A 16,184-nucleotide genomic window follows, 5' to 3' on the forward strand; every position below is an offset into this window, starting at 1 on the left:
ATGACCCCCCGACGCACGGTCGCGCTGGTCGTCGGCATCGAGCGCTACGCGGCCGGCCCCGCCTGGCGGTTGCCGGGGCCGGCGCGTGACGCGCTGCGTTTCCGCGACTGGCTGTTGAGCCGTGGCGTGCCGGAGCGCAATGTGCTGCTCCACCTCGCGCCCGAGGACGGACACCACGTCGATGTGGAGCACCGCCCCGCCGGCCAGGCGGATATCCGGCACACGCTGCTCACCGAACTCCCCGCCCTGGCTGCGGAGGTGGTGTGGATCTGGTGGGGTGGCCACGGCGTGCTCGATGAGCAGGAGAACAACCGGCTGTTCTGCGCCGACGCGACCGCGGCCGACAAGCGCAACCTGCACCTGGAGTCCGCCCGCGCCACCCTCGCGAGCGAGCTTCTGCCGGGCCGCACCCGACAGATCTGGGTGGTCGACACCTGTCGCACCTTCGTCGAGGACCATCGCTTCCGTAACAGTCTGCCGACAGAGATGCTGCCCGCCGGTCGACGCACCGGTGCCCATCAGCAGGCCGTGCTCCTCGCCGCCACCCGTGGCCAGCGGGCCGCCAACGACCCGCTGCGACGCGCTGGTCTCTTCTCCGACGCCCTGCTCGACGTCCTCAACGGGCTCGCCGAGGGCCCTGCGGCCGGCCCGTGGCCGCCGGACGCCGATGCCCTGTATGAGCGCACGACCGCCCGGCTCGAACTGCTGGGGCAGCGGGGGGACACCGAGCAACTCCCCACCCTTGCCCTCCTCGGCCACCGCCGCGAGGTCATCCCGACCCCGGCCCCACGCCAGGCCGCGCCCGTCGCTGCCATCGGCCCGCTGGTCGATGTGCTGCTCGACTATCCGCTGGCGGCCGACCCTGACCAACGCCAGACGATGGTCCTCGGGCTGCCCCCGAAGACCGTGGCCCGGATGCGCAGGCACCCGCTGCCCCGCGCCGACCTCGTCGCCATCGTCACGGCCCTGAAGCGCCGCCCTGAGGAGCTCTGGGCGCTCTACGACGTCGTCACCGCGCTCGATGACGACGAGGAGCGCGCCGTCGCACTCGCAACCGCCATCGGGAAGTTCACCGGTCCGCGCCGCTGATCGGGGCTCACGCATGACACGGGCTTCCCAGCATGCCCACCGTTCGTCATCATGGGAAGGGATCCGGGGCGACCGGGTCCGTTTTCACGCCCGCCAGCAGGTGGGGAAGGGGGTCCACGGATTGAACGAGCCGGCGACGGACGACATAGCGTCCGACATGGCCGACCTGACGCGGGTCAGTCTCGACACGCTCCGCGAGCTCCCCGCCTCCGCGCGCCCTCGCCGCCTGCTCGACGAGGTGCGGCGCGGCCGGAGCAACGTGATGGGGGATACCAGCCAGCCGAGCAACGTCGCGTAACGCCGACCGAGAGAGGCGGGAGAGCCGCATTGGAGCAGCCCTGTGAGCGGATGCGAATGCCGGGCCCCTGGTTCGATGAACTCGCCTCCGGGGGCGGCTCTCCCGAGGCCGTCGGCTTTCTGGCCAGTGCCGAGCGTAACCGCCGCCTGATTCTGCTGGCCGAGGTGCTCGACCGGGTCGAGGAACACTCCGGCGCGATGGCCGGCCCCGAGTCCGTCTCCGCCGCCTGGCGGTTGGTCACCGAGGCTGCCAGGCACCAGCCGGATGCGGTCGAGGAGTTGCTGTGCAGCCCGCAGACCGGCAGCTGGGCGGCCCACCTGCTGCGTCGCCTGCATGGCTCGGCCGGCGGGCCACCGCTCTGGGTGGACGCCGGCTACCTGCTGGCCGTCTCTCTGGTCGCCTGTGCCTTGGCCCGCCTGGACGCCGACCTGACCGTCCCCGTCCTCGACGGCGCGGTCGTGCTGCCCACGCTCGGCTTGGCTCGGCTCGAGAAGCCGGGCTCCGGGCCCGAGTTCGACACTGCCACGGCCCGACTACGCGGTTCCAAGCTCACCCTCACGCAGCGCGGCGGGCGCGCGGTGACGGTCATCCCGCTCAGCGAGCGCGAGACCGCGGACTGGCTCCCGCTGCGCCGCCTCGGCCCCGCGACCTGGCTCGACGACGTCGATCCCTACCGTGACCTGGCCGAGCCGATACCGCCCGAGCGCTTGGAGGACGCCGAAGTCGACACCTGGCGGCGGCTGTTCGAGCGGGCCGCGACGGTACTCCGCTCGGCGCCGCCCGGCCCCGGGCGGTTGCGCGTCACCGACATCCGTCGGATCGTTCCCTGGGCCGGCACATCAGGAGAGCCACGGTCCGGGGTGGTCAGCGCCACCACCGGTGACGCGTTCGGCTCCATGGTCGTCTCCCGGCCCGCGACCGGCATGGCCCTCGCTGAGGCCATGGTCCACGAGTTCCAGCACAGCAAGCTCAGCGCGCTGCTGCACCTGTTCCCGCTGCTGGACGACGACCGGGCGGAGATCCACTACGCCCCCTGGCGTCCGGACCCCCGGCATCTGACCGGGCTGCTGCACGGCGCCTACGCCTTCGTCGGCGTCGCTGGCTTCTGGCGCGACCGGATGGCCGAACCGGCCGTCGTCGACGGCGACCTGGCCGCCTTCCAGTTCGCCCTGCTGCGCACCCAGACGGGCCGGGTGGTGCGCACCCTGCTCGCCTCCGACCGGCTCACCCCCACCGGCCGCCGACTGGTCGACGGACTCGCCGGCACGCTCTGCGGCTGGCGTCGGGAGCCCGTGGCGCCGGCGATCGCCGCCCGCGCCGCTGCGGCCGCCATCAGCCACGCCGTCGAATGGCGGCTGCGGAACCAGAACCGCCCCGGCGGGGCCCCGACCGTCTGGTCCGACGAACGCCTTCGCCTCTACCGTGAGCCGCCCACGAGACCGGTCACCCCCGACGAACTACTGGCCGCCGGCCAACCCTCGGCCGCCGAGCATGGCTATGCCGCCACGCTCCGCGCCACCCCGGACGACCCGCACGCCCTCGCCGGCTGGCTGCTCGCCACCGCGGCGCTGCACCCCAACCGCCGCCGGCTGCTCCGCCACCCGGAACGGCTCAGCGCCGCCCTCGCCAGCACCGGCACCACCCCGGGCACCCCCGCCATGGCGACCCTGGCCGACCGGCTCTGCGCCGCCTGAGCTCGGAGGAACGCCCCTGCCCCCGGCGGGCGCGTGGATCTGCTCCAACCGGCGCCCGCCGAGCTGCGCTATCGATCAGATCAATCCTCGTCGCGCCCGCCGTCGGGCTCTCCAGAGGTACGGCTCCTCCCTCTGGGATCGACCGTGGCTGGGCCCGGGGTGGTGACTCTTCCCGAGTGATCCCGGGAGGCGGAATCACCATCACCGCTCAGTTCTCGTCGCACCTGCCGCCATGCGCGGATGATCTGCGGCAGCCTCGACAGCACTTCGCTGACCTGTGTCAGCAGCAACGTGAAGCAGCCGAACGCGGCGAGGATGACGAGTGTGACGTCGTCCCACTTCATAGCACGTCCTCCGCCCTTTGCCGGGCCGGATCGCGCCGCGCGGACAGGCGCAGAATCGCGCGACCGAGTCTGACGTCGATGTGGTCATCGACGATACGCTTGACGGCACTGGGGATGCCGACCGGCGCGCTGGTCAGCGAGGCGGCCACATCGTCGGCATAAGGGAAGCCACTCCAGCGGAACGTCATCGGTGGCCCGACCCGCTGAGTCTTCCCTCGTACCGATCCCCGTCCCCGTTGCGGGATCAACCGCAACCGAACCAATTCTGAGTGATCGAAAGGTGCACGTCCGAGGCCGTGGCCTCGAACGCGAGGAACACTTCGGTCCGTCGCCCCGGCGGCCACGAGGGCCGCACGGACCCCCTTTCGTACGGTCGAAGCTCTGGGCGAAGATCTCCCCATCGCTCGGCCCGCCTTCGATCGCGTGGATCACGTCCAGTGCCCGGCCCGTCAGGTGTCGTCGACCAGATCGACTGGCGCCTGCCACAGGCTTCCCAGCACGCCCGCAGTTCGTCATCATGGGAAGGGATCCGAGTGACCGGGTTCGCTATCACGCTCCGTCAGTAGACGGCAAGGGGGATCACGGATTGGACGAGCCGGTGATGGACCAGATCGCGTCCGACATGGCCGACCTCACGGGGGTGAGCCTGGCCGCGCTGCGCGGCCTCCCGGCGTCCATGCGGACCCGGCGTCTGCTCGACGAGGCTCGATGGGGCAGAAGTGCCGCCATGAGCACGGGAGGAGGCACGAACCCGCCGGGCACCTCCCTGGACCGACCCTGAGGAGAGGCGGTAAGCCGCGTTGGGCCAGCCCTACCAGCGAATGTGCATGCCGGGTGACTGGTTCGACGAACTCGCCTCAGGGGGTGGCTCTCCCGAGGCGATCGGCTTCCTCCGCGGCGGGGAGCGCAACCGCCGTCTCATGCTGCTCGCCGAGCTCCTCGACCGGCTCGAGGAACATCCCGAGGAGCTGGCCCGCACCGGGACCGTCGCCGCCGCCTGGCGGCTGATCACCGAGGCAGCCGAGCACCGGCCGGACGCGGTCGAGGAGTTGCTGCTCAGCCCGCAGGTCGGCTGCTGGACGGCCCATCTGCTGCGGCGGCTGCACGGCTCGGCCGAAGGGCCGCCGCTGTGGGCCGACATCGGCCACCTGCACGCCGTCTGCCTGGCCGCCCGCGCCCTCGCCGGCCTGGACGCCGAGGTCACCGTCCCCGTCGTCGACGGCGCCGTGGTGCTCCCGACCCTTGGCCTCGCCCGCCTCGAAAAGCCCGGTTCCGGGCCCGAGTTCACGACGGCCACCGCCCGGCTGCGTGGCCCGGGGCTCACCCTCGCCCAGCCCGGCGGCCGCGCCGTGACCGTACACCCGCTCGGCCGGCACGACACAGGGGACTGGCAGCCGCTGCGCCGCCTCGCCCCCGGCACCTTCCTGGACGACGTCGACCCCTACCGCGACCTGACCGAGCCGATAGCCCCCGAGCGTCTCGACGACGCCGAAGTCGGGGTCTGGCGGGCGCTGTTCGCCGAGGCCACCGCCATACTCCGCCCGGCGGCCCCCGGCCCCGGGCGGTTGCGCGTCCAGGACATCCGCCGGATCGTCCCCTGGGGCCGTGCCGCCGCCCCGCCCCCCGGGGAGATGCTCAGCGCCACCACCGGTGACGCGTTCGGCTCCATGGTCGTCTCCCGGCCCGCGACCGGCATGGCCCTCGCTGAGGCCATGGTCCACGAGTTCCAGCACAGCAAGCTCAGCGCGCTGCTGCACCTGTTCCCGCTGCTGGACGACGACCGGGCGGAGATCCACTACGCCCCCTGGCGTCCGGACCCCCGGCATCTGACCGGGCTGCTGCACGGGGTGCCTACGCCTTCGTCGGCGTCGCTGGCTTCTGGCGTGACCGGATGGCCGAACCATCCGTGGTCGACAGGGATGTCGCCGCCTTCCAGTTCGCCCTGCTGCGCATCCAGACGGGCCGGGTGGTGCGGGCCCTGCACGCCTCCGACCGGCTCACCGCCACCGGCCGCCGACTGGTCGACGGGCTCGCCGGCACGCTCCGCGGCTGGCGGCGGGAGCCCGTGCCGCCGGCGATCGCCGCCCGCGCCGCCGCGGCAGCCGTCAGCCACGCCGTCGAATGGCGGCTGCGGAACCGCCTGGCGGCTGAGCCGGCCGGCTCCGACACCGCGCCGGTCGTCCGGCCCGTCGCTCGCGCGCTCTGGGTCGATGACCGGCTACGCCTGTACCGGGAGCCGCCCGTTTCGCCGGTCACGCCCGACGAGCTCCTGGCCGCCGGACGCCCCGCGCTCGCCGAGGCAGGCTGCGCCGCCACCCTCCGCGCCACCCCCGACGACCCGCACGCCCTCGCCGGCTGGCTGCTCGCCACCGCCACGCTGCACCCCCACCGCCGCCGGCTGCTCCGCCGCCCCGAGCGGCTCAGCGCCGCCCTCGCCAGCACCGGCACCACCCCCGGCACCCCCGCGATGACCACCCTGGCCGACCGGCTCTGCGCCGCCTGAGCCGGGGAACGCCGAGGGCCCGGCCGCCACCCCTCGCGGGGACGACGACCGGGCCCTCGGTGACGCGGGATCCGCCCTTACACGTCGAAGTAGAGCTCGAACTCGTGCGGGTGCGGCCGCAGCTGCATCGGGGCGATCTCCTTCTCGCGCTTGAAGTCGATCCAGGTCTCGATCAGGTCGGACGTGAAGACGCCGCCGGCCAGCAGGTACTCGTTGTCCGCCTCCAGGGCGTCGAGGACCGCGGGCAGGGAGGTCGGGACCTGCGGGAGCTCGGCGTGCTCCTCGGGGGCCAGCTCGTACAGGTCCTTGTCGATCGGCTCGGCCGGCTCGATCTTGTTCTTGATGCCGTCGAGACCGGCGAGCAGCAGCGCCGAGAAGGCCAGGTACGGGTTGGACGACGGGTCGGGCGCGCGGAACTCGACGCGCTTGGCCTTCGGGTTGGAGCCGGTGATCGGGATGCGCATCGCGGCGGAGCGGTTGCGCTGCGAGTAGACCAGGTTGACCGGCGCCTCGAAGCCCGGCACCAGGCGGTGGTAGGAGTTCACCGTCGGGTTGGTGAAGGCCAGCAGCGACGGGGCGTGCTTCAGGATGCCGCCGATGTAGTAGCGGGCGGTGTCGGAGAGGCCCGCGTAGCCCTGCTCGTCGTAGAAGAGGGGGCTGCCGCCCAGCCACAGGGACTGGTGGACGTGCATGCCGGAGCCGTTGTCGCCGAAGATCGGCTTGGGCATGAAGGTGGCGGTCTTGTTGTTGCGCCAGGCGACGTTCTTGACGATGTACTTGAACAGCATCAGGTCGTCGGCGGCGGCGAGCAGCGTGTTGTACTTGTAGTTGATCTCGGCCTGGCCGGCGGTGCCCACCTCGTGGTGCTGGCGCTCGACCTCGAGGCCGGCCTTGATCAGCTCCAGGGAGATCTCGGCGCGCAGGTCGGCGAAGTGGTCGACCGGCGGGGCCGGGAAGTAGCCGCCCTTGTAGCGGACCTTGTAGCCACGGTTGCCGCCCTCCTCGATGGCGCCGGTGTTCCAGGCGCCCGCCTCGGAGTCGATGTAGTAGTAGCCGGCGTTCGACTTGGTCTCGAAGCGGACGTCGTCGAACACGTAGAACTCGGCCTCCGGGCCGAAGAAGGCGGTGTCGGCGATGCCGGACGAGGCCAGGTACGCCTCGGCCTTCTTCGCCACGTTCCGCGGGTCACGGCTGTACGCCTCGCCCGTGATCGGGTCGTGGATGAAGAAGTTGATGTTGATGGTGAGGTCCTTGCGGAACGGGTCGACCCGCGCCGTGGAGAGGTCGGGGACCAGCGCCATGTCGGACTCGTGGATGGCCTGGAAGCCACGGATCGACGATCCGTCGAACATCAGGCTCGCGTTCGGGTCGAAGCTGCCGACCGGAACGGTCACGTGCTGCATGATGCCCGGCAGGTCGCAGAAGCGGACGTCGATGAACTTGACGTCCTTTTCCGCGATGAACTTGTTGATCTCGTCGGCGTTCTGGAACATCCGGTGTCCTCCTACCCCCGGCCCTGGGGTCGGGGAGTGTGCAGCTCGGGGAATGGCCCGGTACGTGGGCCTGCCGGGGTCGACCCTAAGGACGTGCCATTTCTCGGGCATGACCCAATTGTTTCGCCGATGTTAACCGGACTTCTCCGCTGATACCGGTGACGGGTCCGTCGGGCCCGCGCGCTACGGTGGAAGCGTGGAGAACCGGGGATCACGCGTGGTGACCGACGAGACGGGCGCCGACTTCAGCTATCGGGGGGACCGGCTCGGGCTCCCCAGGGAGGGCCCGGGCTCGATCGCCCCGCCCGGGCGGCGGGTGGCCGCGATCTTCGTCGACTGGGCGCTGTGCGGCCTGATCGCATACGGTCTGCTCGCCGACGGTCAGGTACGGGCGGCGAACAGCTGGACGCTGCTCGTCTTCCTCGTGATGTCCGTCCTCACGGTGGGCACCCTGGGCCGCACGCCGGGCAAGCGGCTGCTCGGGCTCCGGGTGATCCACGTCGGCGGCGGCCGCCTGACCTTCCCGCGCGCCGCGCTCCGCTCCGTGCTGCTGTCGCTGGCCATCCCCGCCCTCATCTGGGACCGCGACACCCGGGGCCTCCACGACAAGCTCACCGACGCCGTCCAGGTCCGGGCGTAGCGCGAGACGACACGAAGGCGGCCCGGCTCCCTCTCGGGGGCCGGGCCGCCTTCGTCACGCGTTCCGGGGGGCGGTCAGCGACCGCGGCGCGGGCCCCCGCCGCCCCTGGGCAGGCGCATGCCCTTCGGCATGGGGCCCTTCGGCAGCGGCATGTTGCTCATCAGGTCGCCCATGGCCCGCAGGCGGTCGTTGACCTCGGTGACGCGGGGACCGCCCAGCACCCTGGGGTACTTGAGGATCGTGGAGCGCAGCTTCTTCAGCTCCACCTGGCCCTCGCCGCGGCCGACGATCACATCGTGCACGGGCACCTCGGAGATCGCCCGGTTCATCCGCCGCTTCTCGGCCGCCATCAGGGTCCTGAGCCGGTTCGGGTTGCCCTCGCCGACCAGCACCACGCCGAACTTGCCGACCGCGCGGTGCACCACGTCCTGGTTGCGGTTGATGGCCACGGCCGGCGTGAAGTTCACGCCACGCCGCATGTTCTCCAGGACCGCGGCGGCGGCACCCGGCTGGCCCTCCATCTGGCTGAACGCCGCCCGCTCGGCCCGGCGGCCGAAGACGATCGCCGTGGTCAGCAGCGCGACCAGGAAGCCGAGGATGCCGAGATAGATCGGGTGACCGATCAGGAAACCGATGGCCAGCACGACACCGAACGTGCCGAGGCCCACCGCTGAGATGATCCAGCCGATCCAGCGATCGTTCCGCCGGGTCATCCGGTATGTCAGGGCGATCTGCTTGAGCCGCCCCGGGTTTTCGGAATCCTGTTCCTTGTCCTTCCGCGCCATACCGGTCAGTCTACGGGCCGGCTCCGCCTCCTCAGCACGCCGGGCGGCCCAGGCGCTGCGCGCGCGTGGCCGTGGTGCGCTCGGACCGTTGCGGCGGGCGGGCCGGTCGCGCTGCGCCGGTCGCTCCGCTCGGTGGTCTCCGCACTGCTCAGGCCGGTCGCGCCGGTCTGCGGCGCGGGCTCAGCCCGCTGGACGCCTGGTGTGCGGATCCTTCGGACCCTCAGGCTGCTGGACCGGCCCTACGGCCGTGGCCGCGCCGGCCGGCGGCGCGGTCTCGCTCCGCTCGGTGGTCTCCGCACCGCTCAGGCCGCCCGCGCCGGCCCGTGGCGCGGGCTCAGCCCGCTGGACGCCTGGTGTGCGGATCCTTCGGGCCACTCAGGCCGCTGGACCGCAGCGGTAGGCGGCCGTGGCCGCGCCGGCCCGCAGCGGGGTCTCGCTCCGCACCGCTCAGGCCGGGCGCGCCGGCCCGCGGCGCGGGCTTACTGCGGAGAACGCGTGGCCTGCGGAACCTTCGGACCGCTCAGGCCGGCAGGCCGGTCACGTACGGCCGTCAGCGCCCGCTCCGCCTCCGTGCGGGCCGCCGCCCGCTCACGGTCCTCCTGGACCGCCGCCCAGGCGTTGCGCAGGGCCGTGCGACGGCCTCCCCGCAGCAGTCTCTCCTCGAGCAGACGCAGAGTGCGCATGGCCAGCCCCTCCCCAGGCGGTCCGTCAAGTGTCCTTCTATTGTTATCGAACGGTGTTTCGGGCCCATGACCCGGGGGTGAAACTCAGGCGGCCCTGGTCTGGCCCCGGCGCGCGATCGCCTGCTGGTAGAGGCGCCCGGCCCGGTACGACGAACGCACCATCGGCCCGGACATGACGCCGGCGAAGCCGATCTCCTCGGCCTCCTGCCGCAGCTCCACGAACTCCTCCGGCTTGACCCACCGCTCCACCGGGTGGTGCCGCGGCGTCGGCCGCAGGTACTGCGTGATGGTGATCAGCTCGCAGCCCGCCTCGTGCAGGTCGCGCAGGGCCTGACTGATCTCGTCCCGCGTCTCGCCCATGCCCAGGATCAGGTTGGACTTGGTGACCAGACCGTCCTCGCGGGCCAGCGTCAGCACCCGCAGCGACCGCTCGTAGCGGAACGCCGGCCGGATCCGCTTGAAGATCCGCGGCACCGTCTCCACGTTGTGCGCCAGCACCTCGGGCCGCGACCCGAACACCTCGGCCAGCTGCTCGGGGACCGCGTTGAAGTCCGGGATCAGCACCTCGACGCCCGTGCCCGGCACCAGGGCGTGGATCTGCCGCACCGTCTCGGCGTAGATCCACGCGCCGCCGTCCGGCAGGTCGTCCCTGGCGACGCCCGTGACGGTCGCGTACTTCAGCTCCATCTGCCGCACCGACTCCGCGACCCGGCGCGGCTCGTCCCGGTCCACCTCGGTCGGCTTGCCCGTGTCGATCAGGCAGAAGTCGCACCGCCTGGTGCACTGCTCGCCGCCGACCAGGAACGTCGCCTCCCGGTCCTCCCAGCACTCGAAGATGTTCGGGCAGCCGGCCTCCTGGCAGACGGTGTGCAGCCCCTCGCGCTTCACCAGGCCGTGCAGCGCCTGGTACTCAGGACCGAGACGAGCGCGGGTCTTGATCCACTCCGGCTTGCGCTCGATGGGGGTCTGGCTGTTCCGGACCTCGAGGCGCAGCATCTTGCGCCCGTCGGGTGCGACAGCGGACACGTCCGGCTCCCTACCACTTTCGAATCTACGGCGTATCACAGCGTACGCCTTGGCTTGTACGGGTGACGCGGCCAGGTGGGGAGGAGCGCGTCACACCGCGCGCGGCAGCGGCACGCTGGTCGCCAGCACGTCGCCCAGGTGCTTCTCCAGCACCGGCAGGACCTCGGAGACCGGCACCCGGCGGCCCAGTTCGGCGGAGAGCGAGGTCGTGCCGGCGTCCCTGATGCCGCAGGGCACGATGCGGTCGAACGACGTGATGTCCGGATCGCAGTTGAGCGCGAAGCCGTGCATGGTGACGCCCTTGGCGACCCTGATCCCGATCGAACACAGCTTGCGGTCCTCGCCACGTTGACCCGCGTTGGACGGCGCGTACTCCGGGCCGTGCAGCCGCGGGTCGAACTCCTCGTCGTGCAGCCGGGGGTCGAAGTCCAACGAGAGCCCGCCGAGCCGCGCCGCGCCGTCCGCGCCGCGCTGCGCCTCGCCCAGCACCCACACCCCGCTGCGGCCCTCCACCCGGGACGTCTCCACGCCGAAGTCGGCGCAGACCCGGATCACCGCCTCCTCGAGCCGCCGGACGTGCGCGATCACGTCAACCGGGCGCGGCAACTTCAGGATCGGATAGCCGACCAGCTGCCCGGGCCCGTGCCAGGTGATCTTCCCGCCCCGGTCGACGTCGACCACGGGCGTCCCGTCCAGCGGCCGCTCGCTGTCCGCCGTGCGCCGGCCGGCCGTGTAGACCGGCTGGTGCTCGAGCAACAGGCACGTGTCGGGGATCTCGTCCGAGAACCGCGCGGTGTGCACCCGCCGCTGCTCCTGCCAGGCCGCGTGATACTCCACGGCCTCCGATCCGAAGCCCAGATGGACAAAGCGCAGCTCGCTCACGGCGGCTTTCCCTTCGCACATTCGTACAAGGCGCCATTGGGCGCTTGAACCCCACTGTAAGCCCGGGCCCCGACCATGCCCGGGCCGCCCCATGGCTCACACATATGGATGAATCCTCGGCCCAGAAGCCGATGAAACCAGGAAGGACCGTTACATTCGCGCCGTTCCAGCCGCACAGCCGTAAGGCAGGAGACCGCACCGCCGATGTCCACGGAACGACCCGGAGGCCCGCCCTCCCCGCAGTCCACGCCACCGCGCACACCGAACCGCCAGCTGGCCGCCCTGATCGCCGAGGCCGGGTTCTCCCATGCCGGGTTGGCCCGCCGGGTCGACCAGCTCGGCCTCGAACACGGCCTCGATCTCCGCTACGACAAGACGTCCGTGACCCGCTGGCTGCGCGGTCAGCGGCCGCGCGGCACCACCCCGGCGCTGATCGCCGAGGTGTTCACCCGCCGGCTCGGCCGCCGCCTCTCCGCTCAGGACCTGGGCCTGGAGGCGTGTGCCCCGGTCTACGCCGGCCTCGAGTTCGCCGCCAGCCCGGCCGAGGCCGTCGACATCGTGGCCGGCCTCTGGCGCAAGGACTCGGGCAGCTACGCCGAGCTCCGCAAGATCGCCTTCACCCCGGCCGGCCTCGTGGTGCCGAGCCGGGACTGGCTCATCGGCCGCCCCGACGAGCGGGTCGCGCGCGGCGAGCCGGCCACCGCCGAGCCGCCCGCCGGAGCGCCGCCCGCGGGACCGCTGGTGCGCGTCCCCGAGCAGGGCCGCGGCGCCGTCCGCCCCTCGGGGCCGCCGGGGCCGCAGCGCCCCGACCGGCTGCCCGGCGCCCACCCGCCGCACGCCCCCCACGGCCCGCTCCACCCCCGCGCCCAGGGCCTCGTCCGCCCGCCCACCCGCGTCGAGCGGCAGGGCCCGCTGGACCGCGTCGAGCGCGGCCCTGGACAGCGGGTCACCGCCGGCGACATCGCGGCGCTCCGCTCCGTGGGCAACCTCTTCCGCGAGCTCGACCAGACCTACGGCGGCGGCCACGCCAGGCAGGCCCTGGTCCGCTACCTGGAGCACGAGCTCGAACCGATGCTGCGCGGCAGCTACGGCGAACAGACCGGCCGCCGGCTGTTCTCGGCCGCCGCCGACCTCACCCGGCTCGCCGGCTGGACCGCGTACGACATCGCCGCCCACGGCCTGGCCCAGCGCTACTTCGTGCAGGCCCTGCGCCTCGCCCAGGCCGCCGGCGACCGCAGCTACGGCAGCTACGTGCTGGTCTCCATGAGCCGGCAGGCCGTCTACCTCGGCCACGGTCGGGAGGCCGTCCAACTCGCCAGGGTCGCCCAGCAGGGCATGGCCAGCTCGGTCGCCCCGGTCGTCCAGGCCCTGCTGCACGCCGTCGAGGCGCGCGGCCACGGGCTGCTGGGCGAGGTGCGCAGCTGCACCGCCGCGCTGGCGCGCGCCGAGCGCGCGCTCGAGTCGGCGCGGCCCGGGGAGGACGCACCGGGCTGGGCCCGTTTCTTCGACGAGGCGCAGCTGGCCGACGAGTTCGGCCACTGCCACCGGGATCTCCAGCAGTACCGCGCCGCGGCGCGGCACGCCGAGCGGTCCCTCCAGCTGCGGCCGGCCAACTTCGCGCGCAGCCGGCTCTTCTGCCGCGTGGTGCTCGCCTGCGCCCGGCTCGGCCTCGGCGACGTGGAGCAGGCCTGCGCGCTCGCCGCCGAGGCGGCGCAGCAGGCGATGGAGATGCGGTCGGCGCGGGCGCACGAGTACATCCAGGACTTCGACCGCCGCCTCGAACCCTTCAGGGACGCGGCGCCGGTCCGAAGCTACCGGGAGAAGGTCGCCGCGCTGGCCTAGCGGCGGGGCGCGGGGCGCCTGCGGCGCGGGCGGTGGTGCCGCGTCCGCGGGTGCCACGTGCGGCCTGCCGGGTCCGCGTCCGCGGCCTGGCGCGCGGCGCGGTGCGCCCGTCCGTCCCTGCCCGGCACCGCGTGTCGGGCACCGTGTGCCTGGGCCGCGGGCGGTGGTGCCACTGCGACCTGCGCGGCTCGCGGCGCGGTGGGCGCACGCAGCGCCCCCGCCTCGCCGGCGGCGCGGTTGGTGTTTGCCCGCTCGCCCCGGGTCCGGCAGCGCGCGCCCGCGGCGCGGCGCGTGCCGGCCCGCCCACCGCGAAGCGCTCCGCACGCGCGGCGCGGAGCCGGGAAAGGGCGGGCGGGTGGGGAAAACCTCGGCCGCCGTCAGACGGCCTCCGCGGCCACCGGCCGGGACACCGGTGTCACGCCCGCGTCGGCCAACAGCGCCGTCGCCGCGCGCGCGGCCGAGGCGAGGTCGCCGGTCGGGCCCGGCACGTCGCGGTGGTCGCCGCACACGTAGAGGCCGTCGAGCAGCCGCGCCGACCTCGCACCCGGGTAGGGCGGCGCGAACACCGGGACGGCGTGGGGGTCGTGGCGCACGGCCAGCAGCTCCCAGTCGTCGGCCGGCGCGCCGTGCAACTCGCCGAGCTGTGCCCTGGCCGCCTTGTCGAGCAGCTCCGGCGGTTCGGTCGCGGGCGGGCCGAGGACCACCGAGGTGATCAGCGTGCGCCCCGCCGGTGCCCGGGACGGGTCGATCGCCGAGGCGTCCATGGTGTGCGAGACGGGGCCGCGGGCCGCCGCGTCCACGATCAGCGTGGGCCCGCCGGGCGGGGCGGCCGGCGCCGCGTGGTGCAGCACCGTCACCGGCCGGAACGCCGGCACCCGCAGCCCTGGCAGCAGCCGGGCCGCCTCCTCGGCGCCGGTGGCCAGCACCACGGCCCGGCAGCGGAACGCACCGTGCGCCTCCGTCTCCACCACCGTCGTGGAGACCGAGACCACCCGGACCCCGGTCCTGACCGACCCCTCAGGCAGGGCGGCGGCCAGCAGCTCCGGCAGCGCGGCGGCGCCGCCGGTCGGCAGGCCGAGGCCGCGGCGGGCGAACGCCCGGAGCGCCTCGTCGCCGAGCCGGCTTGAGGTGGCGAGCTCCGGGTCGTGCAGCAGCGCGGCGAGCAGCGGGCGCAGCGCGCCCTCGGCTATTCGCGCCGGTATGCCGCGTGCCGACAGCGCGGCGGCCGCGGTCAGTTCGGGGCGGGAGCGCAGCCTGGCGTCCGGCAGCCGGCCGAGTCTGGCGAGGTTGGCCCGCAGCCAGATCTGGTCGAAGGCCGAGGTCAGCGAGCGGTGTCCGGCGCGGGCCGAGCCGTGGTCGCCGGCCTCCCCGACGCGGTGTTGGTGCGTCGCGGACTTCAGCACGATGCCGCCGGTCAGGCGGCGGGTGGGGAGCGGCCCCGGCAGCTGGGCCCGGGTGGGGTAGCCGGGCAGGGCGAGGTGGGCGGCGCGGTCGAGGCGGAAGCCGTCGAGGTCCTCGGTGGCCATGCGCCCGCCGATGCGGTCGGCCGCCTCCAGCACCGTCACGGTGAGGCCGGCGGTGCTCAGGTGGTGTGCGGCGGCGAGCCCGGCGGGGCCCGCGCCGATGATGACGACGTCGGAGTGGTCGCGGTGCGGTCGGCGCTGAAGCACGTGGCCTCCTGGTGAGGTGGTCGGTGCGTGCGAGCGGCGGGGCTCGGATCCCCGTGGGGGACGGCCGTTCGGCGCGGGCCGTTGCCCCGTGGACGACGCTGTCGACGGGGGATGGCCGGCCGCTGAAGGCGAGGCCCCCGGGCCCTGGGTGTGGGTCCGTGGGTCCTGATGCCCGCTGGGGGCGCGGGCAATGCCCGAACCGGAGAGACCCTCTCACGCCGGGCGCAATCCGGCAGAGCGCATGGACCAGGGCACGGGGGCACGAAGGTCGCGTGCCGCCCCCGGCGGGTGTCAGGCCGGGGCCACGGCGGCCAGCACCTGCTCCTCAACGGTGGGGTGCGCGAAGGCGAAACCGGCGTCGAGCAGCCGGCGCGGCACCACCCGCTGGCTGCCCAGCACGTCCTGGGCGAACTCGCCGAGGACGAGACGCAGCACGGGCGCCGGCACCGCGCACACCGTGGGCCGGCGCAGCACCCGGCCCATCACCCGGGTCACCTCTCGGTTGGTCAGCGGCTCGGGCCCGGTGAGGTTGACGGGGCCAGCGAGTCCCGGCACGTCGTCGAGGAGGAAGCGGAGCGCGGCGACGTGGTCGGCGAGCGAGATGGCGCTCCAGTACTGTCGGCCGCTGCCGAGCCGGCCGCCGATGCCGGCTCTGAAGATCGGGAACAGCCGCCCCCAGGCGCCCCCCGATGCGGCCACCACCAGGCCGGTGCGGGCGAACACGGTCCGCACCCCGGCCCGAATCGCCGGCTCGGCCGCCGCCTCCCAGTCGACCGAGAGCTCGGCCAGGAAGCCGGTGCCGGGCGGCTCGTGCTCGTCCACCGGGCGGGAGCCGGTGTAGCCGTAGTAGCCGATGGCGCTGCCCGAGACGAAGACCCGCGGCGGCTCGTCGAGCGAGGCGATCGCCCGGGCCAGCGACGCCGTGCCGAACACCCGGCTGTCGCGGAGCTCCGTCTTGTAGCGGCGGGTCCACCGGTGGTCGGCGACCCCGGCCCCCGCCAGGTGCACCACGGCCGTGCAGCCGTCCAGCGCGGCGCGGTTGACCTCGGGCTCGGCGCCCGACGGGTCCCAGCGCTCCTCGTCGGCGGCGCGCGGCGGGCGCCGCACCAGGCGCACCACGTTCACCTCGTCCGCCCGCAGCGCCGCGACCAGCGCCGAGCCGATCAACCCCGACGAGCCGGTGACGGCGATCCGTTCCACGCGCTCCGCTGGTTCCCGCATGGGCCCATCCTGGG

General features: G+C 73.6%; 16 protein-coding genes and 1 pseudogene. 8 read left to right on the forward strand and 9 right to left on the reverse strand.

Going from position 1 to position 16,184, the window contains the following annotated elements; translation table 11 throughout:
- From ACFWI8_RS10505 to ACFWI8_RS10515, 3 genes are all read left to right on the forward strand, one after another.
- Entirely contained in the window at positions 1-1,089 is a 1,089-nt protein-coding gene (locus ACFWI8_RS10505) for a caspase family protein (protein WP_387088238.1), read from the forward strand.
- A 157-nt stretch (positions 1,090-1,246) separates the two neighbouring features.
- Positions 1,247-1,387, forward strand: coding sequence for a hypothetical protein (locus ACFWI8_RS10510; protein ID WP_387088241.1), 141 nt, complete (start codon positions 1,247-1,249; stop codon positions 1,385-1,387).
- A 29-nt stretch (positions 1,388-1,416) separates the two neighbouring features.
- Positions 1,417-3,081 carry an HEXXH motif domain-containing protein gene (locus ACFWI8_RS10515; protein WP_387088244.1) on the forward strand — a complete coding sequence of 555 codons (1,665 nt, stop codon included), beginning with the start codon at positions 1,417-1,419 and terminating at the stop codon, positions 3,079-3,081.
- A gap of 80 nt (positions 3,082-3,161) precedes the next feature.
- Here the strand turns inward: ACFWI8_RS10515 and ACFWI8_RS10520 are convergent, their stop codons facing one another.
- The gene (locus tag ACFWI8_RS10520) at positions 3,162-3,425 is read right to left on the reverse strand and encodes a hypothetical protein (protein WP_387088247.1); all 264 of its coding nucleotides are present in this window, start codon (positions 3,423-3,425) and stop codon (positions 3,162-3,164) included.
- The gene (locus ACFWI8_RS10525) at positions 3,422-3,613 is read right to left on the reverse strand and encodes a hypothetical protein (protein WP_387088250.1); all 192 of its coding nucleotides are present in this window, start codon (positions 3,611-3,613) and stop codon (positions 3,422-3,424) included. The genes ACFWI8_RS10520 and ACFWI8_RS10525 overlap by 4 nt, the downstream gene beginning before the upstream one ends.
- Before the next feature lie 413 nt (positions 3,614-4,026).
- On the opposite strand from ACFWI8_RS10525, the gene ACFWI8_RS10530 reads away from it, so the two are divergent.
- The 3 genes and pseudogenes from ACFWI8_RS10530 to ACFWI8_RS10540 all read left to right on the forward strand — a co-directional run bounded on the left by ACFWI8_RS10530 (position 4,027) and on the right by ACFWI8_RS10540 (position 5,928).
- Positions 4,027-4,206: a hypothetical protein gene (locus tag ACFWI8_RS10530; RefSeq protein WP_387088253.1), complete on the forward strand. Its 180-nt coding sequence runs from the start codon at positions 4,027-4,029 to the stop codon at positions 4,204-4,206.
- Positions 4,207-4,345: 139 nt separating this feature from the next.
- Positions 4,346-5,215 (forward strand): annotated as a pseudogene (locus ACFWI8_RS10535) (aKG-HExxH-type peptide beta-hydroxylase); the annotation flags it as partial.
- Positions 5,216-5,316: 101 nt separating this feature from the next.
- The gene (locus ACFWI8_RS10540; protein ID WP_387088513.1) at positions 5,317-5,928 is read left to right on the forward strand and encodes a hypothetical protein; all 612 of its coding nucleotides are present in this window, start codon (positions 5,317-5,319) and stop codon (positions 5,926-5,928) included.
- Between the two features lie 77 nt (positions 5,929-6,005).
- Here ACFWI8_RS10540 and glnA read toward each other — a convergent pair whose 3' ends face one another.
- Positions 6,006-7,421: a type I glutamate--ammonia ligase gene (gene glnA / locus ACFWI8_RS10545; protein WP_387088256.1), complete on the reverse strand. Its 1,416-nt coding sequence runs from the start codon at positions 7,419-7,421 to the stop codon at positions 6,006-6,008.
- 196 nt (positions 7,422-7,617) lie between these two features.
- Here glnA and ACFWI8_RS10550 point away from each other — a divergent pair, with 196 nt between their 5' ends.
- Positions 7,618-8,061, forward strand: coding sequence for an RDD family protein (locus tag ACFWI8_RS10550; RefSeq protein ID WP_311601940.1), 444 nt, complete (start codon positions 7,618-7,620; stop codon positions 8,059-8,061).
- A 74-nt stretch (positions 8,062-8,135) separates the two neighbouring features.
- Here the strand turns inward: ACFWI8_RS10550 and ACFWI8_RS10555 are convergent, their stop codons facing one another.
- The 4 genes from ACFWI8_RS10555 to lipB all read right to left on the reverse strand — a co-directional run bounded on the left by ACFWI8_RS10555 (position 8,136) and on the right by lipB (position 11,437).
- Complete coding sequence (locus ACFWI8_RS10555) at positions 8,136-8,846, reverse strand: DUF4191 domain-containing protein (RefSeq protein WP_311601941.1); 711 nt, start codon at positions 8,844-8,846, stop codon at positions 8,136-8,138.
- A 479-nt stretch (positions 8,847-9,325) separates the two neighbouring features.
- Entirely contained in the window at positions 9,326-9,529 is a 204-nt protein-coding gene (locus ACFWI8_RS10560; protein WP_387088260.1) for a hypothetical protein, read from the reverse strand.
- Positions 9,530-9,613: 84 nt separating this feature from the next.
- Entirely contained in the window at positions 9,614-10,555 is a 942-nt protein-coding gene (gene lipA, locus ACFWI8_RS10565; RefSeq protein ID WP_311601943.1) for a lipoyl synthase, read from the reverse strand.
- 90 nt (positions 10,556-10,645) lie between these two features.
- Positions 10,646-11,437, reverse strand: a complete 792-nt coding sequence (gene lipB, locus ACFWI8_RS10570; RefSeq protein ID WP_387088264.1) for a lipoyl(octanoyl) transferase LipB — start codon at positions 11,435-11,437, stop codon at positions 10,646-10,648.
- A 204-nt stretch (positions 11,438-11,641) separates the two neighbouring features.
- Here lipB and ACFWI8_RS10575 point away from each other — a divergent pair, with 204 nt between their 5' ends.
- Positions 11,642-13,279: a regulator gene (locus ACFWI8_RS10575; protein ID WP_387088267.1), complete on the forward strand. Its 1,638-nt coding sequence runs from the start codon at positions 11,642-11,644 to the stop codon at positions 13,277-13,279.
- Between the two features lie 377 nt (positions 13,280-13,656).
- Here ACFWI8_RS10575 and ACFWI8_RS10580 read toward each other — a convergent pair whose 3' ends face one another.
- On the reverse strand, positions 13,657-14,949 hold the full coding sequence (locus ACFWI8_RS10580; protein WP_387088270.1) for an FAD-dependent oxidoreductase: 1,293 nt from the start codon (positions 14,947-14,949) through the stop codon (positions 13,657-13,659).
- Positions 14,950-15,240: 291 nt separating this feature from the next.
- On the reverse strand, positions 15,241-16,170 hold the full coding sequence (locus ACFWI8_RS10585; protein ID WP_387088273.1) for a TIGR01777 family oxidoreductase: 930 nt from the start codon (positions 16,168-16,170) through the stop codon (positions 15,241-15,243).
- Positions 16,171-16,184 lie beyond the last annotated feature (14 nt).

Origin of the sequence: Streptomyces sp. NPDC127098 (genome assembly GCF_042722465.1) — a bacterium.
Lineage (GTDB): Bacteria > Actinomycetota > Actinomycetes > Streptomycetales > Streptomycetaceae > Streptomyces > Streptomyces millisiae.